General features: G+C 41.5%; 19 protein-coding genes and 1 pseudogene. 7 read left to right on the forward strand and 13 right to left on the reverse strand.

The window, feature by feature from the left end:
* Positions 1 to 34: 34 nt before the first annotated feature.
* Both Q0852_RS01910 and Q0852_RS01915 read right to left on the reverse strand, forming a co-directional pair.
* Positions 35 to 1,212, reverse strand: a pseudogene (locus Q0852_RS01910) (IS3 family transposase).
* Between the two features lie 211 nt (positions 1,213 to 1,423).
* On the reverse strand, positions 1,424 to 1,555 hold the full coding sequence (locus tag Q0852_RS01915; protein ID WP_299013287.1) for a hypothetical protein: 132 nt from the start codon (positions 1,553 to 1,555) through the stop codon (positions 1,424 to 1,426).
* A gap of 947 nt (positions 1,556 to 2,502) precedes the next feature.
* Between Q0852_RS01915 and rpoS the strand changes: the two genes are divergently transcribed.
* The 3 genes from rpoS (at position 2,503) to Q0852_RS01930 (ending at position 4,414) form a co-directional block, all read left to right on the forward strand.
* Positions 2,503 to 3,378, forward strand: a complete 876-nt coding sequence (gene rpoS, locus Q0852_RS01920; protein ID WP_299013288.1) for an RNA polymerase sigma factor RpoS — start codon at positions 2,503 to 2,505, stop codon at positions 3,376 to 3,378.
* 190 nt (positions 3,379 to 3,568) lie between these two features.
* On the forward strand, positions 3,569 to 3,793 hold the full coding sequence (locus tag Q0852_RS01925; protein ID WP_299013290.1) for a hypothetical protein: 225 nt from the start codon (positions 3,569 to 3,571) through the stop codon (positions 3,791 to 3,793).
* A gap of 78 nt (positions 3,794 to 3,871) precedes the next feature.
* Positions 3,872 to 4,414, forward strand: a complete 543-nt coding sequence (locus tag Q0852_RS01930) for a DUF1439 domain-containing protein (RefSeq protein WP_299013291.1) — start codon at positions 3,872 to 3,874, stop codon at positions 4,412 to 4,414.
* Between the two features lie 104 nt (positions 4,415 to 4,518).
* On the opposite strand, the gene Q0852_RS01935 is transcribed toward Q0852_RS01930, so the two are convergent.
* Positions 4,519 to 4,665 (reverse strand): hypothetical protein, encoded by a 147-nt coding sequence (locus Q0852_RS01935; protein WP_299013292.1) that lies wholly within the window; start codon positions 4,663 to 4,665, stop codon positions 4,519 to 4,521.
* Positions 4,666 to 5,369: 704 nt separating this feature from the next.
* Here Q0852_RS01935 and Q0852_RS01940 point away from each other — a divergent pair.
* Complete coding sequence (locus tag Q0852_RS01940; protein WP_299013294.1) at positions 5,370 to 6,296, forward strand: LysR family transcriptional regulator; 927 nt, start codon at positions 5,370 to 5,372, stop codon at positions 6,294 to 6,296.
* A gap of 87 nt (positions 6,297 to 6,383) precedes the next feature.
* Positions 6,384 to 6,932, forward strand: coding sequence for an OmpA family protein (locus Q0852_RS01945; RefSeq protein ID WP_299013295.1), 549 nt, complete (start codon positions 6,384 to 6,386; stop codon positions 6,930 to 6,932).
* 47 nt (positions 6,933 to 6,979) lie between these two features.
* Here the strand turns inward: Q0852_RS01945 and Q0852_RS01950 are convergent, their stop codons facing one another.
* Positions 6,980 to 8,086, reverse strand: a complete 1,107-nt coding sequence (locus tag Q0852_RS01950; protein WP_299013297.1) for a 1-acyl-sn-glycerol-3-phosphate acyltransferase — start codon at positions 8,084 to 8,086, stop codon at positions 6,980 to 6,982.
* Positions 8,087 to 8,360: 274 nt separating this feature from the next.
* Here Q0852_RS01950 and Q0852_RS01955 point away from each other — a divergent pair, with 274 nt between their 5' ends.
* Positions 8,361 to 9,047, forward strand: coding sequence for an AraC family ligand binding domain-containing protein (locus Q0852_RS01955; protein ID WP_299013298.1), 687 nt, complete (start codon positions 8,361 to 8,363; stop codon positions 9,045 to 9,047).
* 64 nt (positions 9,048 to 9,111) lie between these two features.
* On the opposite strand, the gene Q0852_RS01960 is transcribed toward Q0852_RS01955, so the two are convergent.
* On the reverse strand, positions 9,112 to 9,576 hold the full coding sequence (locus Q0852_RS01960) for a hypothetical protein (RefSeq protein WP_299013300.1): 465 nt from the start codon (positions 9,574 to 9,576) through the stop codon (positions 9,112 to 9,114).
* Between the two features lie 115 nt (positions 9,577 to 9,691).
* Positions 9,692 to 10,225, reverse strand: coding sequence for a nicotinate-nicotinamide nucleotide adenylyltransferase (locus Q0852_RS01965; protein WP_299013301.1), 534 nt, complete (start codon positions 10,223 to 10,225; stop codon positions 9,692 to 9,694).
* 183 nt (positions 10,226 to 10,408) lie between these two features.
* Here Q0852_RS01965 and nadE point away from each other — a divergent pair, with 183 nt between their 5' ends.
* A complete protein-coding gene (gene nadE / locus Q0852_RS01970) occupies positions 10,409 to 11,248 on the forward strand; it encodes an ammonia-dependent NAD(+) synthetase (RefSeq protein ID WP_299013302.1) in 840 nt (279 codons plus the stop codon).
* 60 nt (positions 11,249 to 11,308) lie between these two features.
* Here nadE and Q0852_RS01975 read toward each other — a convergent pair whose 3' ends face one another.
* The 7 genes from Q0852_RS01975 to pntB all read right to left on the reverse strand — a co-directional run bounded on the left by Q0852_RS01975 (position 11,309) and on the right by pntB (position 18,053).
* Positions 11,309 to 11,824: an HD domain-containing protein gene (locus Q0852_RS01975; protein ID WP_299013304.1), complete on the reverse strand. Its 516-nt coding sequence runs from the start codon at positions 11,822 to 11,824 to the stop codon at positions 11,309 to 11,311.
* 174 nt (positions 11,825 to 11,998) lie between these two features.
* Positions 11,999 to 12,172 (reverse strand): YoaH family protein, encoded by a 174-nt coding sequence (locus tag Q0852_RS01980; RefSeq protein WP_299013305.1) that lies wholly within the window; start codon positions 12,170 to 12,172, stop codon positions 11,999 to 12,001.
* Positions 12,173 to 12,238: 66 nt separating this feature from the next.
* On the reverse strand, positions 12,239 to 13,477 hold the full coding sequence (locus Q0852_RS01985; RefSeq protein ID WP_367278104.1) for an NnrS family protein: 1,239 nt from the start codon (positions 13,475 to 13,477) through the stop codon (positions 12,239 to 12,241).
* Positions 13,478 to 13,566: 89 nt separating this feature from the next.
* Positions 13,567 to 14,430 carry a DUF2861 family protein gene (locus Q0852_RS01990; protein WP_299013307.1) on the reverse strand — a complete coding sequence of 288 codons (864 nt, stop codon included), beginning with the start codon at positions 14,428 to 14,430 and terminating at the stop codon, positions 13,567 to 13,569.
* Positions 14,430 to 15,095 (reverse strand): response regulator transcription factor, encoded by a 666-nt coding sequence (locus Q0852_RS01995; protein ID WP_299013308.1) that lies wholly within the window; start codon positions 15,093 to 15,095, stop codon positions 14,430 to 14,432. The genes Q0852_RS01990 and Q0852_RS01995 overlap by 1 nt, the downstream gene beginning before the upstream one ends.
* Positions 15,070 to 16,509, reverse strand: coding sequence for a sensor histidine kinase VxrA (gene vxrA, locus Q0852_RS02000; protein ID WP_299013309.1), 1,440 nt, complete (start codon positions 16,507 to 16,509; stop codon positions 15,070 to 15,072). The genes Q0852_RS01995 and vxrA overlap by 26 nt, the downstream gene beginning before the upstream one ends.
* A gap of 167 nt (positions 16,510 to 16,676) precedes the next feature.
* Entirely contained in the window at positions 16,677 to 18,053 is a 1,377-nt protein-coding gene (gene pntB, locus Q0852_RS02005; RefSeq protein WP_299013310.1) for a Re/Si-specific NAD(P)(+) transhydrogenase subunit beta, read from the reverse strand.
* Positions 18,054 to 18,060 lie beyond the last annotated feature (7 nt).

Consider the following 18,060-nt stretch of genomic DNA (forward strand, 5'->3'; position numbering starts at 1 on the left):
TGTAATGAACTTGTGAGAGTTGTCACTGAAGTGGTCAACTAAAATTGGCCACGGTTTTAGAGTCATCCCAGAACAAGCGTTCTGATTCATTTGGTGTCAGACCACCGTTATATTGATGTGGCCTGATCTCGCTGTAATATCCTGTGATGTACTTCGTAATGAAACGCTGTGCCTGGGCAAAACTCTCATAGCCTATTGATGGTACCCATTCCGTTTTTAAGCTTCGAAAGAAGCGCTCCATCGGGCTATTATCCCAACAGTTCCCTCGACGGCTCATGCTTTGCTCAATCTGATATCGCCAGAGTAATTGTCGAAATTTCAAACTGGTATAATGCGAGCCTTGATCACTATGGAACATTACATTTTGCGGTTTTCCTCTGGCTTCAAAAGCCATCGATAGAGCTTTGCCTGTTAAGTTGGTATCGGGTGATAGCGACATTGCCCAACCGACGGGTTTTCTTGCAAAGAGGTCTATCACCACGGCTAAATAAGCCCAGCGCGTTCCGACCCAAATGTACGTGACATCACCGCACCATACTTGGTTCGGCTCCGTTACTGCGAACTGGCGGTCTAATTTATTAGCGACTTCAACATGTTCTTGAGTGGCTTTCTTATAGGCATGCTTAGGCAACTGACAGCTAACTAAGCCAAGCTCTTTCATGAACTTGCCGGCACGATACCTGCTCAATGGTATTCCTTTTGCCGTAACGATATCTGCGATAGTTCGGGCACCCGCAGAGCCATTACTGATGCGGTACACGGCTTTAACCTCGCTACACAACTCGACGTAATCAGGATTAATCACCTGAGGGCGGGCAGACCAATATTTGTAACTGCTTCGATGGATGCTGAACACATCACAAAGTGTAGAGACACTGTGGCTCTACTTGAGTTTCTCGACTAGCGAGAATTGTTCAGTGAGTCGGACATCAAGAGAGCGGTAGCCTTTTTTAATATTTCATTATGTTCTTCGAGGCGGGCCAGTTTCTTCTTCAACTCACGGATCTCGATTTGCTCTGCTGTCATCGGAGAAGCTTTAGGTGAAATGCCTTGCCGCTCTTCTTTGAGTTGGCGAACCCACTTATCCATAGTGGATTTACCTACATTCATTGCTTTGGCTGCTTCAGCTACAGAGTAGTCTTGGTCAAGGACTAACTGTGCGGCTTCAAGTTTAAACTCGGAGCTAAATGTTCTTCTACTACGTTTTGTCATTGTGTCACCTGTTAACTTCCGAGGTGATGATATCACCTCTAATCAGGTGGCCAAATTAACTATGCCACTTCACACAGGGCATTATATGCACATGAGAAATGAGTATTTAAGGATAGTAGTTACAAAATGATTCTCCATTATAAAGAGTGGAAAGAATTAGCTCAAGATCTATACATACTACTAGTAAATAAAACTCATAACTGATTTATGACTAATGAAAAACAGGCTCTGAAATAATGGCTCCGCAGATACAGGTGACTGTTTCCCGCTCTTCATCAAAGAAGAATTCACTGTCCTGCCCACACTCAGGACATGCTTTTAACTCAACGATTAATTCAGTCACTACATACCTCTCGCACAAGATTCCGCTTAATAAGTATCACCTGAAATTAGAGTTTTGCATCTAATTTTGTAAGAATTTGAAGTATCCCTAAAGAAATAACTCAACATTTTTAGTAGGTTGCAAGCAGTAGGTGTTTTTTGCATGACAGGAACTCTGCTAAAAATATGTACTTTCTCCCAAACATTGATTCTTTTCTACTTTTAGCCCAAAAACTCTTGTAAATTATCGCTATTATCTGACATAAGGTGCTTAGTATGTATCGAATAATTATATTGGTAGGGACTCTTATATTCTCATCACCATTACATTCTAAATCTGTAGAAGATTACGAACGTTTATATCGCTATCTACCCTGCGCCGGTTTACAAAGTAAAGTATTCGATATAAACGCAAAATATAACGGTGGTACTGACCGGCAAAAAAAGAGTTTTGGAAAGCATATAGAGCGATCCGAAATTTATGGGAAAAGAAAGTTTTTTTTGGTCGTATTTAAGTTTCTTACTCTTTAATAAGCAACTCATTGTGACACTGTCACCTATTGCGCACTTGTCATATCTTCTTTCAATCCTCTATCTATTGTTTCTCCACATCGAATAATGTAACAATTCACAACATCGTCATTAACATCATAGTGGTTATAAGTGTTCATCTCTGATAATTCCCACAGCCAAATTGTTTGTTTTGCTAAATTTTGATTAAAAGAACACTCAACATCAAAACCTGCAAGACATATATTCCATTTGAGAATAAAAAGACATGTAACATTGGAAGTTCATGCAAAATCAATCAAATAGCATAGATCTCATACCTTCAAATAACAAAATGTTATACCTGTTTGTCATTTTTCCGTAACCAAACGAATAGAATATGCAACATGTGTATGTTACCGTCTTTAAGGAACAACAATAAATATAAACATCGTTTTACCTGTTATTGAGGGATTAGATATGGATATCAAGTCACAAGAAATACATGGTTTTGATGCGGATGTTATTCATCTTTATCTTCAGGAGATCGCGCAAAAGCCCCTTCTCACCAAGAATGAAGAAATACTTTATAGCCGTAAAAGTTTGTTGGGTGATGAGTATGCCAAGGCGACCATGATTGAAAGCAACTTGCGATTAGTTGTTAGTATTGCCAAAAAATATCGTGGTAGCGGAATGTTACTCAGTGATCTTATCGACGAAGGGAATATTGGTTTAATCACAGCCGTAGACAAATACGATCCTGAGCGAGGTTTTCGCTTCTCAACATATGCAACGTGGTGGATTAAGCAAACTATTGAACGCGCGATTCACAATCAAGCTCGTACTATTCGTCTACCAGTGCACGTGTCAAAAGAAATCAACACGATTTTACGAACACATAAGCAGCTGATGAAGAGTTCTAACCAAGAGCCTAGCCATGAAGACATTGCAGAAAAGCTTGAACGCTCTGTAGATGATATTTCAGGTGTTTTAGCGTATGACGCACCAGTTGTGTCAATTGATCAGGCGATTAGCGATGATAGCAACTCTCAGACAATTTCTGCATTTATTGCTGATGATGGTTCAAATCAGCCTGATACTGAGCTCAACCAGGCAGATATAAGAAAGTTGGCCATTTCAGTATTGGAGAGTCTTAACGAGCGCGATCGTGAAATTATCTGCCGTCGTTTTGGTTTGCTTGGCCATGAAACCCAAACCTTACAGCAGGTTGCTGATGAGGTTGGTCTTACTCGCGAACGTATCCGCCAATTGCAAGTAAGCTCTTTAAACAAGCTAAAGAATGCTCTGAAACGTAATAATTATGATTTCGAACTGCTATTCTCTGAATCAGCATAGCCACAACTATAATGAGTGCTCGAGTAAAACCCGGGCACTTATTTTGATCAAAAGCCAACTGTACAGTAACTATGTGGTCGATTGTTAACTCCTTCTGAGGTTTACTACGAAATGATTTTGCTTTCTGGTATCTGCCTGATGATTCGATATGTAATGTAGGTCACACCATTAATTACTAGAAAGCTTCAGCATGAAAAGAAAAATCACATTATCAGCCCTACTCATACTATTGGTTTTGAGTTTATCTCTTGATGTATTCGCAAAAAGCTCCAAAGCCGAAAAATGCCTTAAAACTCGAGAAAAAATAGAGATGATTCATAAGAAGATGAGGCATAAATATACCTTTAAACAAGGTGAAAAATATCGTAAGAAACTTGAAAAGCTATACAAAGACGAGTTTAAATTCTGCTTTTAGACTGTCTCGGATCTGCAATAGCAAAATCGTTAGATTGATGATAATTTATTGGGAATTTAAATTATCCATAGGTCTATTGTGAAAAATTTTTTTGCATTTACACTGCTCACGCTTTTTCTCTCCTCATGCGCTAGTTACAGCGTCACAGAAAATGAGATCCAAGAATATCTGGATAGCCAGGCTTCTTTTGAACGCACTGTCGGGATAAAAGGCTTGGCCTATGCAAATGTTAAATTTAACGATATTAAGGTTGGAATTGGACGGATATCAAATGAACGTGTAAACCTCGATGCCAATTCTGAAGCTAAGCTGATGATTTCCGGTCAACCGGAACAGGAAATCAACATTGATGTCAGCTTCAGTGCTATTCCCTACTATGACAAAGATGAAGGAGCAATCTTTTTAAACGACTTGGAAGTAGAGTCACTGGAGATCTTGCCAGAAGCAATAACAGGTGTTGCTGGCAATCAATTACTATCACCGATAGTACGATTAATTGGTCAGCTAATTTTAAGCAGACCAGTCTACAGACTTGATGAAGATGATTTTAAGCAAACAGCTCTAAAAAAAGCACGCCCAGAATTGCTGATAAAAAATCACACTCTTGTGGTTCAAATGTAGTCGAAGGTAACAACTATTGCTGCTTAAGCTAAAGGGGCTGTTAAGAGCCTCTTTAGCAAACTTATATGGCAGCCCTACCCACCAAGGCTCATATTTTGGGATTGCTAAAGAATCTTTGTACCTGCGGCTTCATCAATAATATGTATGGCACGTTCTGCTACAAATGCTTTTTTCATTACTTTTGCTGCATAATCACGCGCCGAATCCCTTTGACTGGTAACAACAAGGGCGATAAATAGAAAAACATTCATAACACCAAAAGTAACAGTAAAGACCACTTTTTTTGATAATCTGCTTTTCCGTTTACTGTAGCTCCTTTTGGAACAATTCAAGCACATCATAATTTGTTAAATTCGCCCGAATTTTTTGTATTTGTATCATTGTAGATACCTGAATGGATAGCGACGCAGAACTTTATCAAGTGTTACTTAACATTAGCATAATCAAGCATATCCATGTATTTTTATCTTGCTTAATATTGAGTTTGTAGTTGTGTAAAAATTATTTTTTATAATCATAAAGTTATAGTGCACCAGGCAAATTGTTAGAGCTCACATTATATGTTACTTATTGAATACGAATTAATTAAATCGTTAATCTTGATTTCAACTATCGATAATACTAATTCAACAACAAGATCAGAATGTATGACTAATAACAAAATCAAGCTGTAAGTTAGTTACAAATCTATATCGACTTCATGCACATGAAGAAATAATACCTTTAACCATCTGATTTATAATAATAAAAAGCGACTAACATCTACAGCATAATCCACTACCTGCATCGCATGGCTATATTCACCTTTTTCATGAGAGCTTAAATAAAAGCTACGTTTTAATAGAAAAAAACCGTAGTTTTACTAGGTTATGTTGTGACAGTGTGACCCAGACTTTATTTATTGATTTATAATCAATGGTATAATTCCGCGGTTATTCCACTATGGTTCTTCCCTATGCTAGAAAATCTTCAACAAATGGTGATCCTCGCTACTGTTGGCCACGAACAAAACTTCACCCGTGCCGCTGAAAGACTTGGTATTTCCAAATCACAAGTCAGTAAACAGATTCGCTTTCTTGAAGAACGTTTGGGATGCCAATTAGTACAACGCAGTACCCGAACAGTGGCATTAACGGATATTGGCCAGCAATATTCCGAGTATGGTCAGCAACTGCTTGATACAGTTAATGAAGCTGAAGCCATGGTGGCAGGTTATCGAAATGAAATTAAAGGTGTGCTAAGGATTGGCTTTGCGCAATCTTTCGGTCAGGCGCGCATTACAACGGCTCTTGCAGAATTCCAGCAAGAACATCCAGAACTGGAATTGGAGATCAGTCTGTTTGACCACCGCCCTAACCTACTCGAAGAAGGGTTTGACTGTTGGGTCGCTATCCATGAACATCCTCCAGAAGGTATGGTTGCGAGAAAATTGGCCGACTGTGAATTTGCTGTTGTAGCCTCTCCTGATTATTTAGCTCAAAATGGTAAACCTAATGTACCTGGTGATCTGCGTAAGCATAATTGCATCACTTACCAAAGTCGTGAGCGAAAGTATGTTAATTGGGAATTTACCCGTGACGGTGTTCGGCAATCTATTCGCGCACGAGGCAACTATCGCATAGACAATGCTCCTGCGGTTCTTGATGCTGCAGTATCTGGTTTAGGTGTTGCTTACCTTGCAACTTATCTTATTACCGATGAACTGGAGACAGGTAAATTAGTCAGGCTTCTGCCGGAGTGGAAAGCTGATGTCGAACTGCCTATTTATGCCGTATATCCAAGACGTAAATACCTTGCACCTAAAGTCCGTTCTTTTATTGATTTTATGGCTGAGCGTATGGCTGTTCCTCCTTACCGCACGCCAAACCCAATCACGGTTTAAACAGTGAATTAACTATCTCAACAGTGCAGTTGTGATTCTAAGCAGATGATCTAAACCTAAAGTAATAGCTTTACTTTAGGTTTACTAATGCCACTCATTAACTATCGATACAAATCCTTCATTTCCATCTTTTTATCATGCTTTTTGATAGCAGGATGTAGCAATGGAGGTGACGGCGTCACAAATAATATCAGCCCTTCTCCTATTGCTAATACTAGCGTGGTGCCTAATCCCCAAATTTTACTAACTGAATTGCCCGAAATGCGGCAAGTTATTTATTTTGATTCAAACAGCTACGATCTTAGCGTAAGAAATCAGTTTCTTCTCGACCCTCTTGCAATTCGACTCAGGCAGCACCCCGATAGTTTTATCGTTGTTGTTGGACATAGCGATGACAGTGCAAATGAGGAAGACAATATAATTCTTTCTTACGAGCGAGCATTCAGCGTAGCTATTTATATAGCTTCAGTATTTGGTGTAGAAGAAGAGAGAATTCAAATTGTTGCAGCGGGAAGCAGCGAACGTTTATCAATCGGTAAAAGTGAGAAGGAAAAGCAAGAAAACCGAAGAGTTGAAGTCCTGTCGCCTAAGGCTATCGTCAGAACTTTGAGTGCAAACCAGGACTTGCAGTATTGAGGCAGTGGATATTATTATCCACTGCCTCTCTTATTAGGCCACTGTTATTACTGTTTCTTTAAGGCCGGGAAGGCATACATTTTTTTCAGTATCTCCACAACACCATCAGGTTGTTCATCAAACTTTTTATCGAAGCGAGCTTTCTCAGCATCTGTCACTGATGCATGTTCAAGTTCTGCGGCAACATAGTTTGCAGGGAACAGATGGTAGTTCTGAGTTATCTGGCGATCAACTTCCTCTGCGAGCTCTTCGGGGGTTTCAAAAGATGTTTTAATAACATCACCAAAGCTCACATGGATATGACGTTTTTCACCAACAATGCCCTGGATGATGCTTTCAATATCTTCAAACTCACCTTTTTCATAACTACCAGAAGTTGCTTTCTCGTATAGCTCCTTGGCTTTGGCAATATCACACGGATCATTTTCATAAGAGATCGCAACAGGCACAATGTTTAGCTTAGGCATAAACTCTGCGAAAGATTCCTTACGCTTGCGCCCTTCCATATAAAACATCTTCAAAATTGCCGGATCAGTTTTGTCATTTCCATCTTTAGCACGCCCTTCTTTTTGCGCAATCCAGATAGAATTAGCAGTTTCAATTGAGTTAGAAATGTAGCTTGAAAGCAGACCAAGCGTCTTCATCAACTCTCGAGGTCCTTTTGCTGAACGCTTAACAATGAAGCTTTTATTCAAACGCATCAGCTCTGTCGCGCAAGGCTTCTTCAGTAAGTTATCGCCAATTGCGATACGTACAGATTTAAAATTATGTTCGAACAAACACCAGTTGACCATCGCCGGATCCATTGCGATATCCCGGTGATTGGAAACAAATAGATATGCTTGGTTTGGGTCAAGCTTATCCAACCCTGTGCTAGTTACACCGTCACATGAATGATTTATGGTTGCATTCATATACTTCGCAACCTGTAGCTGAACATCTTCAACCGTTTTGACGTTCGACCATTTTTTGATTAAAAAACGCTTGATTATTGGGATCAGCAACCAGCCCAATACGCCTGATAATTGCGGGAAACGATAATTCAAAATAGCAGTGATGAATTCTTTATCGTTTACAAGACGTTGAATAGCGGCACTAACTTCGTCATCGTTATAAGGACGGATCTCTTTATAAATATCGTTATCTGTTTGCACAATTATGCTTCGTATCAAATAAAAACCGCGTCATTTTACGCAGATTTATCAATTTGCCCAATGGCTAGAAGCTACAACACCAATGGTTGGAGGTCTAACCACATGATTATGTATAAATTTCAAGCAGATTAACCCAAATTATTGGGTTATGTCTGTTGTTAGAGTAGCAATTTCTGCTAAAAAATCGTCAAAAATTGTTGTTAACCACCTCAGTTATTGACCCTTAAGCAAAAACAGAACAATATGTGCGTGCTTTTTTGCTAGAGACTTCACTATGAAACAGGCTATTGAATTTTCACACTGTATCCATAATTATCTGTACGTTGGTTCACGACGTAAAAGTCATACCTCATATATGATTGTCGTTTCCGAAGGTTCTGCACTTATCCGGCTTGGTAAACAAGAATTCTTAGTCTCAAAAGGTAATGGCTTTTGGATTCCGTTCGATTGCCTTCATGCATTAACAGTTATTCCCGGAACAAAATTTGAGAAAGTTGAGTTCTCTGCGCGTCTGACGATACCTGTGTGCCGCAATGCTGGCTTCTTCAAAGTTACGGCACTGGACTCAGCGTTACTAAACGAATTACGTACAGAATCACAAAAAGAAGACTCTCCTGAGCAAGTTCAAGTTGTGACAAATCTGCTTCGTGTTGTAGCAGATCAGGCCACAAAACTAAAAGTAAAAACAAACTCACTTTGCCCTTCTCTACCCAATAATTTTGACCAGTCGCTAAGTCTTCTAATAAAAGGTGACAAGGTAACGGATAAATCAGCTATTAGCGCCATTTCAAATGTTATTGGTGTATCTACCAATGAGTTTGAAGCCTGCATCACAATGCGCGAGGCACTGAAGTTATCACGCTCAGGCAGAAAGCTGAATCAAATCGCAGATAAGCTCAAAATGCCGGCTGATACTATCTCGGCACTTGCAAAGCCGATTCTGGGTGAAACACTGGCTTAAGGCTGCATTACTGAGATAAAAAAAGCGACGTTGATAAGTCGCTTTTTTATCGAATTCAACAGTTTTATTGAATAGGGATTTCTACCTGCAAAAACACATCATCATTATCATCGTTATGCCAACGGTAGTCTAATCTAACTCTGGGAGAGCGACTGTCGTTACCCATCATCCCTAAACTCATTTGCAAGCCGTGGTTTTTAATCCACTCTTCTGCATCCTCGATTCTCAAGATATCAACATCCTCATATTTTTCCGGCATCCATAACCCGACACCATAAAACGTTGAATTAGACTCCGAAGACAATACAGGAGAATCACTTAGACCGAGCCAGTCATCCCAGAAGTCATCATTAGTTTCGCGCTCCTGCTTCCAGGTTAAATGTGCAGTGTGTAATTGTTGTAATGCTTTATCATGCTGAGGGTCAACATAAGAACATAAAGTGACAATCTTCTCTTCATATTCATCAGCTAAAGCAGCAAGTTCACGAATATCATACTGCTGACACGGTATAGCCGATACATCAGACACGTTAACAACTCCGGTGAGTACAATACTAAACAATATTTTCTTGTTTCTACTATTCACAACCAAGCCTTCCACGCCAAAGACCAACACAGTACGAGCTCTATTCTACTACAATATGTCAGTCATGTTCACGAAAACTATAATGAGCCTTATCAGTAAGCATTCTAGCCACTTTTTTTGTTGTCAAATGTGAGATACTGCGACTCTTGACAATATTATCACGTATTATTGTGCTTCTAATCTTAACAGTTTCCGGGCATGCCAAAATCTGCCACTTACTCAAGATTTCGTCAGATTTGTAAAACTTACTAAAGCTTAGAAAGTTGTCTGGACCAACAACAAATGTAAGTTCTGCTTCAGGCATCCGCGTCTGAAGCTCAGTCAGCACAGCAAATGTTGTGATCGATTCATCCCCTACAGCCATTTCCTTCTCTAGCCGTGAGAGCTCTAGATTAGGTAAAGCCAAATCATCGATGAATGCCTCTACCAATTCGCAACGAGCATCGTAATCAATCATCGCCTTACCCCAGGCATGAGCGTAACTAGGTAATAGTAAGACTCGATCAAAGTGCCATAAGCGCTCCAGTACCGATTTGTGACCTAAACTAGGTGGATTAAACGCGCTACCAAACACCGCAATTGATGTTGTCATGACTAGAATGCCCCTTTTTTATACCGATTTCGCACAAATTCAATTTTATTGTGAGTTCAGGATTGATCCTTACTTAGAGTTATCGCATGATTTTATTAAAGGTTTAATGCAAATTTGCCATTTTTTGCATTCGAACAAGCTAAATGACTAGATAGTGGGCAATGCCCTGAGGATTCATTGACTATGGAACAGCTAATTCGCGCTGAAATGCGCGTATTGCCAGAAATTGATACTGACTTTGAAATTCAGCGACGTATCAGTTTTATTCAGCGCAAACTTAAACAAGCAGGTTGTAAATCTCTTGTTCTAGGGATTAGCGGTGGTGTTGACTCCACTCTTTGTGGACGCCTTGCTCAGTTGGCTATCAACCGGCTAAATGACGAAACTAATACTCAAGACTATCAGTTCATTGCCGTACGTTTACCGTATGGTAATCAGCACGATGAAGATGAGGCTCAGCTCGCTCTTTCTTTCATTCAACCAAGCCATGCGGTGAGCGTCAACATAAAAGACGGTGTTGATGGTACACATGCAAACACACTAAAAGCACTGGAAGATACCGACCTTATTCCGGAATGCCATGCAAAGCTGGATTTCGTCAAAGGTAATGTAAAAGCGCGTACCCGGATGATTGCACAGTACGAAATCGCAGGATTAGTGGGTGGTTTAGTCTTGGGTACAGATCACTCAGCAGAAAACATTACTGGTTTTTATACCAAGTTCGGTGATGGCGCGTGTGACCTAGCACCATTATTTGGCCTGAATAAACGTCAGGTTCGCGAGATTGCTGCAGCGCTTGGTGCACCAGAAGTCCTAGTGAGAAAGGTTCCTACTGCGGATTTGGAAGAGTTGGCTCCACAAAAACCAGATGAACACGCGCTAATGGTTACCTACGATCAGATTGACGACTTCCTGGAAGGAAAGCCTGTTGAAACCGAAGTAGCAGAGCGTTTGGTTGAAATTTACCAAGCAACGCAACATAAGCGTCAGCCAATTCCAACTATCTACGATGAAGAAAAATAACAGCTGAAGTTACCAGATTAAAGAGGGGCTAAACAGCCCCTTTCGCTATGTTAAGCCTAATCACGATGCTTCTGACAGTTTCAATAAGTTATCCAACTCCCACCAAATCGCTTCACAGAGCCCTTTACGGTATACTGCTTGCCGAAAAGCCGGATGCTCTTGTTGATACATGGAAAAATACTTTTCAGGACTATGCAGACTCGCTCTGACATTCGCAAGACGGTCGCAAGCCTTGACTATCAATGCGATCCTTCCAGCCTCCTCACTAATATCAAGCGACGAAAGTCGTAAGTTAACGTGAGTTTTTCTCTCCAGGCGATCTTTCAATTTACCATCTGTCATATAGCCGACAGCGTCAGCAATCATATATCCGAAATCAGCAGCAATCTCTTCAACCGTGGTTTCAGTGTCCTCTAACACATCGTGCAGTTGGGCAGCAATCATGGCATCAGTGCCGAAAGGACTTGCTAACCGGGATACAGCCTCAAGATGCACATAATACGGAACATCACCATACAACTGGCCTTTATGTTTTACTCTCGCTAATGTACGCGCCTTCAGGTACCGGTTATTCATCCTGCCCCCTGTAAAATTACCCTTACAAAAACTGAAGTAATATTATTCTATTTCAGCATGCAACTGTTTGCTAAGGTCAGTTAAAACAGATGAGATTAACCGCACATTTTGATGAAAAAACAGGCACCAAAAGGTGCCTATTTTAAAATCATTCGCTAACTAATAACTTGCTAGTTACTGCTCGTCTTCACTCTGTGCCGCATTTTTTTTTGCTTCAGCTTCACGAATTTCATTAGCAACAATCATAATGGCTTCACCACTGCTAATGCCTTTCGCCATCAGTTCATGGATTTTTTCAGCCGCTTTCTGCTGCTGCTCGTGAGTTAGTGTAGGCACGTTGTTGAACATAACTATAAATTCTACTCGACTAAAGGGGTTGCCATTCTATGGATAATTAGCTTTATTGTCACCTCTTTATCCCGGACGACCATCAACTCTTGGCTGAGTTAATACTGGATAGTAAACCATGGAGAATATCAAAAACGCCATTGACCACAGAACAGCAGAAATGATATACGCATTTAGTATCAAAGCTGGGAACAGAACAACCAGCACAGTACGCACAAGAGCCGCAACAAGAAGAAGAGCAAATGCCACAACCATTGCCTTACCCACTTGTAAGCTACGCCCGGTATGTCCCAATGATACCCTGGCAATCATAGCCAGAATCATACAACCTATACCACCAACGGTAATGAAGTGAAGCGCTACACTGTAACTTGCATCACCAGTTAGATAGTTTAAGCCAAGCGCGAATATTCCAACAATCATGAACAGGTACGCTGCATGTAATGACCATAACAAAGGCGTTTTTAACGTCGATAATGTACGCCAACGTGCAAACCGAATCAGATGAGCAATACCTGTTAAAAACAGTAACGTAGCTAAGACCTCATTGTTGATTGCATCAGGTAATGGCAGCAATACGGCAAGCAATAGCAACCAGCTAGGAATCAGCGAGCCTAACTCAATCCCTTTAACACGGGTTATTTGCTCTGTATTGGTTCCGCGCCAGGTGAAGAAAGGGATCACTCTACCACCAACAACAAGGACGATTACGGAAATTACCATAACAGTCATGAACGAAACTGAACGAATCTCACCGCCGCCAAATCCTAGGGCAGCCAAATGATAACGTACATTCAAGTAAGTCAGCAGCAAAATTAAAGGCGCAAAAAAGAAGTTGTTCCACTGCTTACGAATAACAATTGGCTTTGCCAAGAAATAGGCTGCTAATGGCATCCATACTAAATCGGCAATCATTAGCAATACACTAGGTGTTCCGACTAAAAGCCCTACTCGTGCAACAAGCCAAAATAGAAAAATGGTTGCTAATTTCCAGCCCCTGACACCTGGATTACCTGTCCAGTTTTGAACTGCAGTCAGCAAAAAGCCGACAATTATTGCACCGGTAAAGCCAATCAACATTTCATGACTATGCCACCACAACGGATTACCGTACATCAAAGCACTGACATTAAATTTTCCGGACCAAAACGCGGCCCAAATCAGCATAGACACAACAGAAAAAGCACTTGCGGCCAAAAAAAACGGACGGAATGCCAAACGAAAAACAGGTAGGATCCGCTGTTCTTTTTCGCTATCGAGTATCTGCATCATAGATAAATATAAACCTGCACTTAAAAGTTGCATCAATAATACATCTTTTGACGTGCAATTCAAATATCTCTTTTAATGTAAAAAGTGTTCAGTTGAATCAAATTATATTTTTTGATGTAAAATCAGAACCCTGGGTAATCAACTGGTCGAGTAATAGTTTGAATATCAAGAACAGAAACCTCTCCTTGCCACCGACTTTCAATCAACCCGACACTTAGCCAATATCGACCGTCTGGCACATCGATCTTTGGCAAGGTTGTCGGTAGTTTGCCATCAACATCTTCAGTCCAAAGTGGCGTCCAAGACGTATCATTCAGATCATACATACTCATTGAAAGCACTGGCGATGGACAAGCAGGGTTCGGTAATCCCCCCCGCTCTATCCGCCAATTTTTACTGTCTTTCCAGGCAATTCGCTGACGGATAGGTGGCTCAGTAAGCAATACCCAATGATTGAAGTTCTGTTCTTCATTAGCACTAATAACTAGCTGATAAAGCCCTGCTGTAATTGGCTTTTCAAGACGGCGGGTTTCTACAGAAAAATAACCACCTGCACCGATAATCGGTGAATTTGCAATTACCACTTCATCTGGCCACTTAACCAATTTGATTTCAGAAATGTTTTTGTTGCTAACCCCGTTGATCGACAGCGTGAGCATAATTTGATTTAAGTTCTGAATCACTTCACGCTGGATAACTAAGTTAGGTAACCATTCAGGCAAAGCATTTTGCGATAAACTTCGGCCACAATCTTCTGTAATGCCCAGTTTAAGCAAATCGTTCAAGTTATCTCTTTGCTCTATATTGGGTTCTTGCTGCCAGGCTTGAACCATACCTTCAAAGCTGTCTGATGTGTTGCCTTCGAGCAGCCTTTGGTGCGCAACGGTATACAGATCCTGACCCGTAAACCACTTTGCAGCCGCACTCGGTATTGCAAACACCGAGTGAAGCACAAATAAAGCACATGTAAGGGAAACTTTTCTCATTACGATGATGATTTCATTCGATAACCAACACCGCGCAGCGTTTCAATATCAATACCCGGCAATTTCTGCCGTAATTGCAAAATGTGCGTATCTACGGTTCGAGTAGTTGGGTAATGGTTATAGCCCCATACCTGATCAAGCAACTCGTCACGGGTGAAAACCCGGCCGGCATTCTTGGCAAGGAAGACAAGCAGTTCAAACTCAGTACGAGTCAAGGTTATCAATTCCTCCCCCTGCTTCACTTCACGACTATCAAGATCGATAACAATGTTCCCGCTGATTATCGTATTTGCTGATTTCACCTCGGTGCTACTATTACGCAAATGAACACGGATCCGAGCTAGTAGCTCTTCTTCGGCAAAAGGTTTGGTCAGGTAATCTTTTGCACCTGAATCTAAACCAACAACCTTGTCTGTAACAGACACCATGGCCGTTAACAAAATGACAGGCACTTCTTTTATCGTAAGCCAACCATTCAAATAATCTAACGAGTCACCTTCCGGTAACTGACGGTCTAAGACAACCAAATCGGCATTCGCCCATAAGTCTGCAACTTTTGTAGCGCAATCAGCATACAGGCATTCATAGCCTGCTTCTCTCAAGCTCTCGAGTAAACCATCAGCAAGGTTGCGGTCATCTTCAACCAGAAGCAGAGTTTGATTCACACGGTATCTCCAAAATAAATGTGGTCGGAGGGCCGATAAGTTTCATTCTTCCCCCCATTCGACGAATCATCGATTCAACGATTGTAAGACCAAGCCCCAGACCTTTTTCACTCACGAAGGGCCTTCTTAATCTAGCCCAGTCTTTCGAACCGAGCTGTCCTTTGTCTTCAACTCTTACAATTAGCTTTCCGTCGCTGAATGATGACGTTAATGTAATAGGCGCTGAGCCGTATTTCTGGGCATTAGATAATAAATTATCTATACAAGTACCCAGCCAATATATATTTACCTTTGCTGAACGATCCTCACCGAGCTTAAGCGAAACATCATAAGGCTCACTTAAATATTCTACCCACTCATTAAAAGAGTCAACCTGTTGGACACTCAGCTCTTGCTGATTCGCCTGCAAGTAATCTTTACTTGCCTCTGCAAGCTGGCGTAAACGGCGAGAATCTTCTGTTAAACGCCTGAATTCATCATATAGACTTTCTGGCAAAGCATCAAAATGACGCCTGAAGCCTTCAACGGTCATCGCTAGGCTTGCAATCGGCGTACGCAGTTCATGAGTAAGGATCTGTAAAACCAACATCCGCTCCTGCATTGCCCGACGACGAATGCGCAGGCGGTACACTCCCCACCCAACCAGCAATGCCACATTAGCTACCAATAACCCGACCAAAAGGTAAAACATCAGGTGGGATTGATCTTCTTTTTCCCAACAGATGTTACCACTTTTAACCAAACAGAAATCAGTCTGGTTAAGGCGGGTGAAATTGACATCAAATTTATTTAAGGTAAAAGCCCAGGTCGGCTGATCATAAACACGGTATTCATTCCCATTTCTAATCCATAGCTCGCCGTTTGAGATAAATGCTTCAGCCCCTGCAATATAAACCTGAATTTCTTCATTGCTCATACGCTGCAAGCGTCCAAGAATCGTATTCGTCGGAGCAAGCTCCCTCTCTTGAATGTGCAAATACCTATCCAAAACTTCAACAGATTCAGAGTGTTTTTCAAGATAACGAACAGCATAACTTCCGCCGCCTGGATGGATATATCCGGAGCGAACAAACCATCCCTTTGGTAACACCGTGTTATTACAGATAGCCCGGGTAAAAACCACAGGTTGAGTAACCAATGGACTTACAGGCCAAGGGCCTTTACATGTCGTAGCGTTTTTATAAAGATGTTTTAGTGACTTAAGCGGATATACAGCAGACTGTGGAAGCAAGCTTGATGGCAGTAGTAACGGATTGGGGAAACGGCTTTGCAGCTTCCTGAAATCGTATGTCGCCAAAGACTCGTTGTTGAGCAATTCAGAACGTACTGCATTCAAACGTTCAGGCAAATTATCAGCCTCGGCGTGACAAACACCAGAAAACAACAACGAAATTAATAAGACATACTTTTTCATGGGCAAAGTGTATCACTCTATGCGCCGTTAATGTCAGAAAATTATCATTACTTTAATGACATTTAGCAGCAAACTACCAAGCTAGTGCCCTATCATTTTTCAATGGCTTTTCACCAAAAACAAAAAGGGAGCCATCAGGCTCCCTTTGCTATCACATCAAATAACTATTAAAGATGCTCTAGAATCTTGTTGCAAGACTCTTTCGCGTCACCAAATAGCATTTGTGTATTTTCTTTGAAGAACAGTGGGTTCTGAACGCCCGCATAACCAGTGTTCATAGAGCGCTTGAATACGATAACGTGTTTTGAATTCCACACTTCAAGAACTGGCATACCAGCAATCGGACTATTTGGGTCTTCCAGTGCTGCCGGGTTAACCGTGTCGTTAGCACCGATAACCAGAACTACATCAGTTTGTTCGAAATCTTCATTGATTTCGTCCATTTCAAGAACGATATCATAAGGCACTTTAGCTTCAGCTAGCAGTACGTTCATATGCCCAGGCAGACGACCCGCTACAGGGTGAATACCGAAGCGAACATCAACGCCTTTGCGACGCAGCTTATCGGTGATTTCATGTACCGGGTACTGAGCCTGGGCAACTGCCATACCGTATCCCGGAGTGATAATCACAGAACGTGCATCTTTCAGCATTTCTGCTACTTCTTCAGCTGATGCTTCATAGTGTTCACCCTGTTCTTCATCTGAAGCAGCTGCGCTGCCATCAGTACCGAAGCCACCTGCGATTACACTGACGAACGAACGGTTCATTGCCTTACACATGATGTAAGAAAGGATCGCACCTGACGAACCAACCAATGCACCAGTTACGATCAACAGGTCATTTGCCAGCATGAAACCAGCAGCTGCCGCAGCCCATCCAGAGTATGAGTTCAGCATTGAAACAACCACCGGCATGTCAGCACCACCTATAGATGCAACCAAGTGATAGCCAAATGCAAAAGCGATTAGTGTAACCAGGATCAATGCGAACATTGAACCTTCAGCGTTAACGAACATCACCATCAGTAGGAATGAAACGATAACAGCAACCAGGTTTAGCTTGTGACGATGTGGAAGCGTCAGTGGTTTAGATGAAATAACACCACGCAACTTGCCGAATGCAACAACTGAGCCGGTAAAAGTTACAGCACCGATGAAGACACCTAAGAAAATTTCAACAAGGTGGATATTCAGCATCGCACCAGTTAGCTCACCGTGGTCAAGGTAAGTGTTGAAACCTACCAGTACCGCAGCCATACCAACGAAGCTGTGCAGAATTGCCACAAGTTCCGGCATTTCTGTCATTTCAACTTTCTTGGCGAAATGGATACCGATTGCACCACCGATGATCATTGCCAGGATAATCCAGGCTGTTCCTTGGGCTTCTGGACCAAAAATGGTCGCGAAAAGGGCAATTGCCATACCGGCAATACCGTAGTAGTTACCTGCTCGCGCTGTTTCCTGCTTGGAAAGTCCCGCTAGTGACATGATAAACAGTACTGCAGCAACAATGTATGCCGCTTGTACGATTCCTGCAGACATGTGTTAC

Origin of the sequence: uncultured Photobacterium sp., from assembly GCF_947502415.1 — a bacterium.
Classification (GTDB): domain Bacteria; phylum Pseudomonadota; class Gammaproteobacteria; order Enterobacterales; family Vibrionaceae; genus Photobacterium.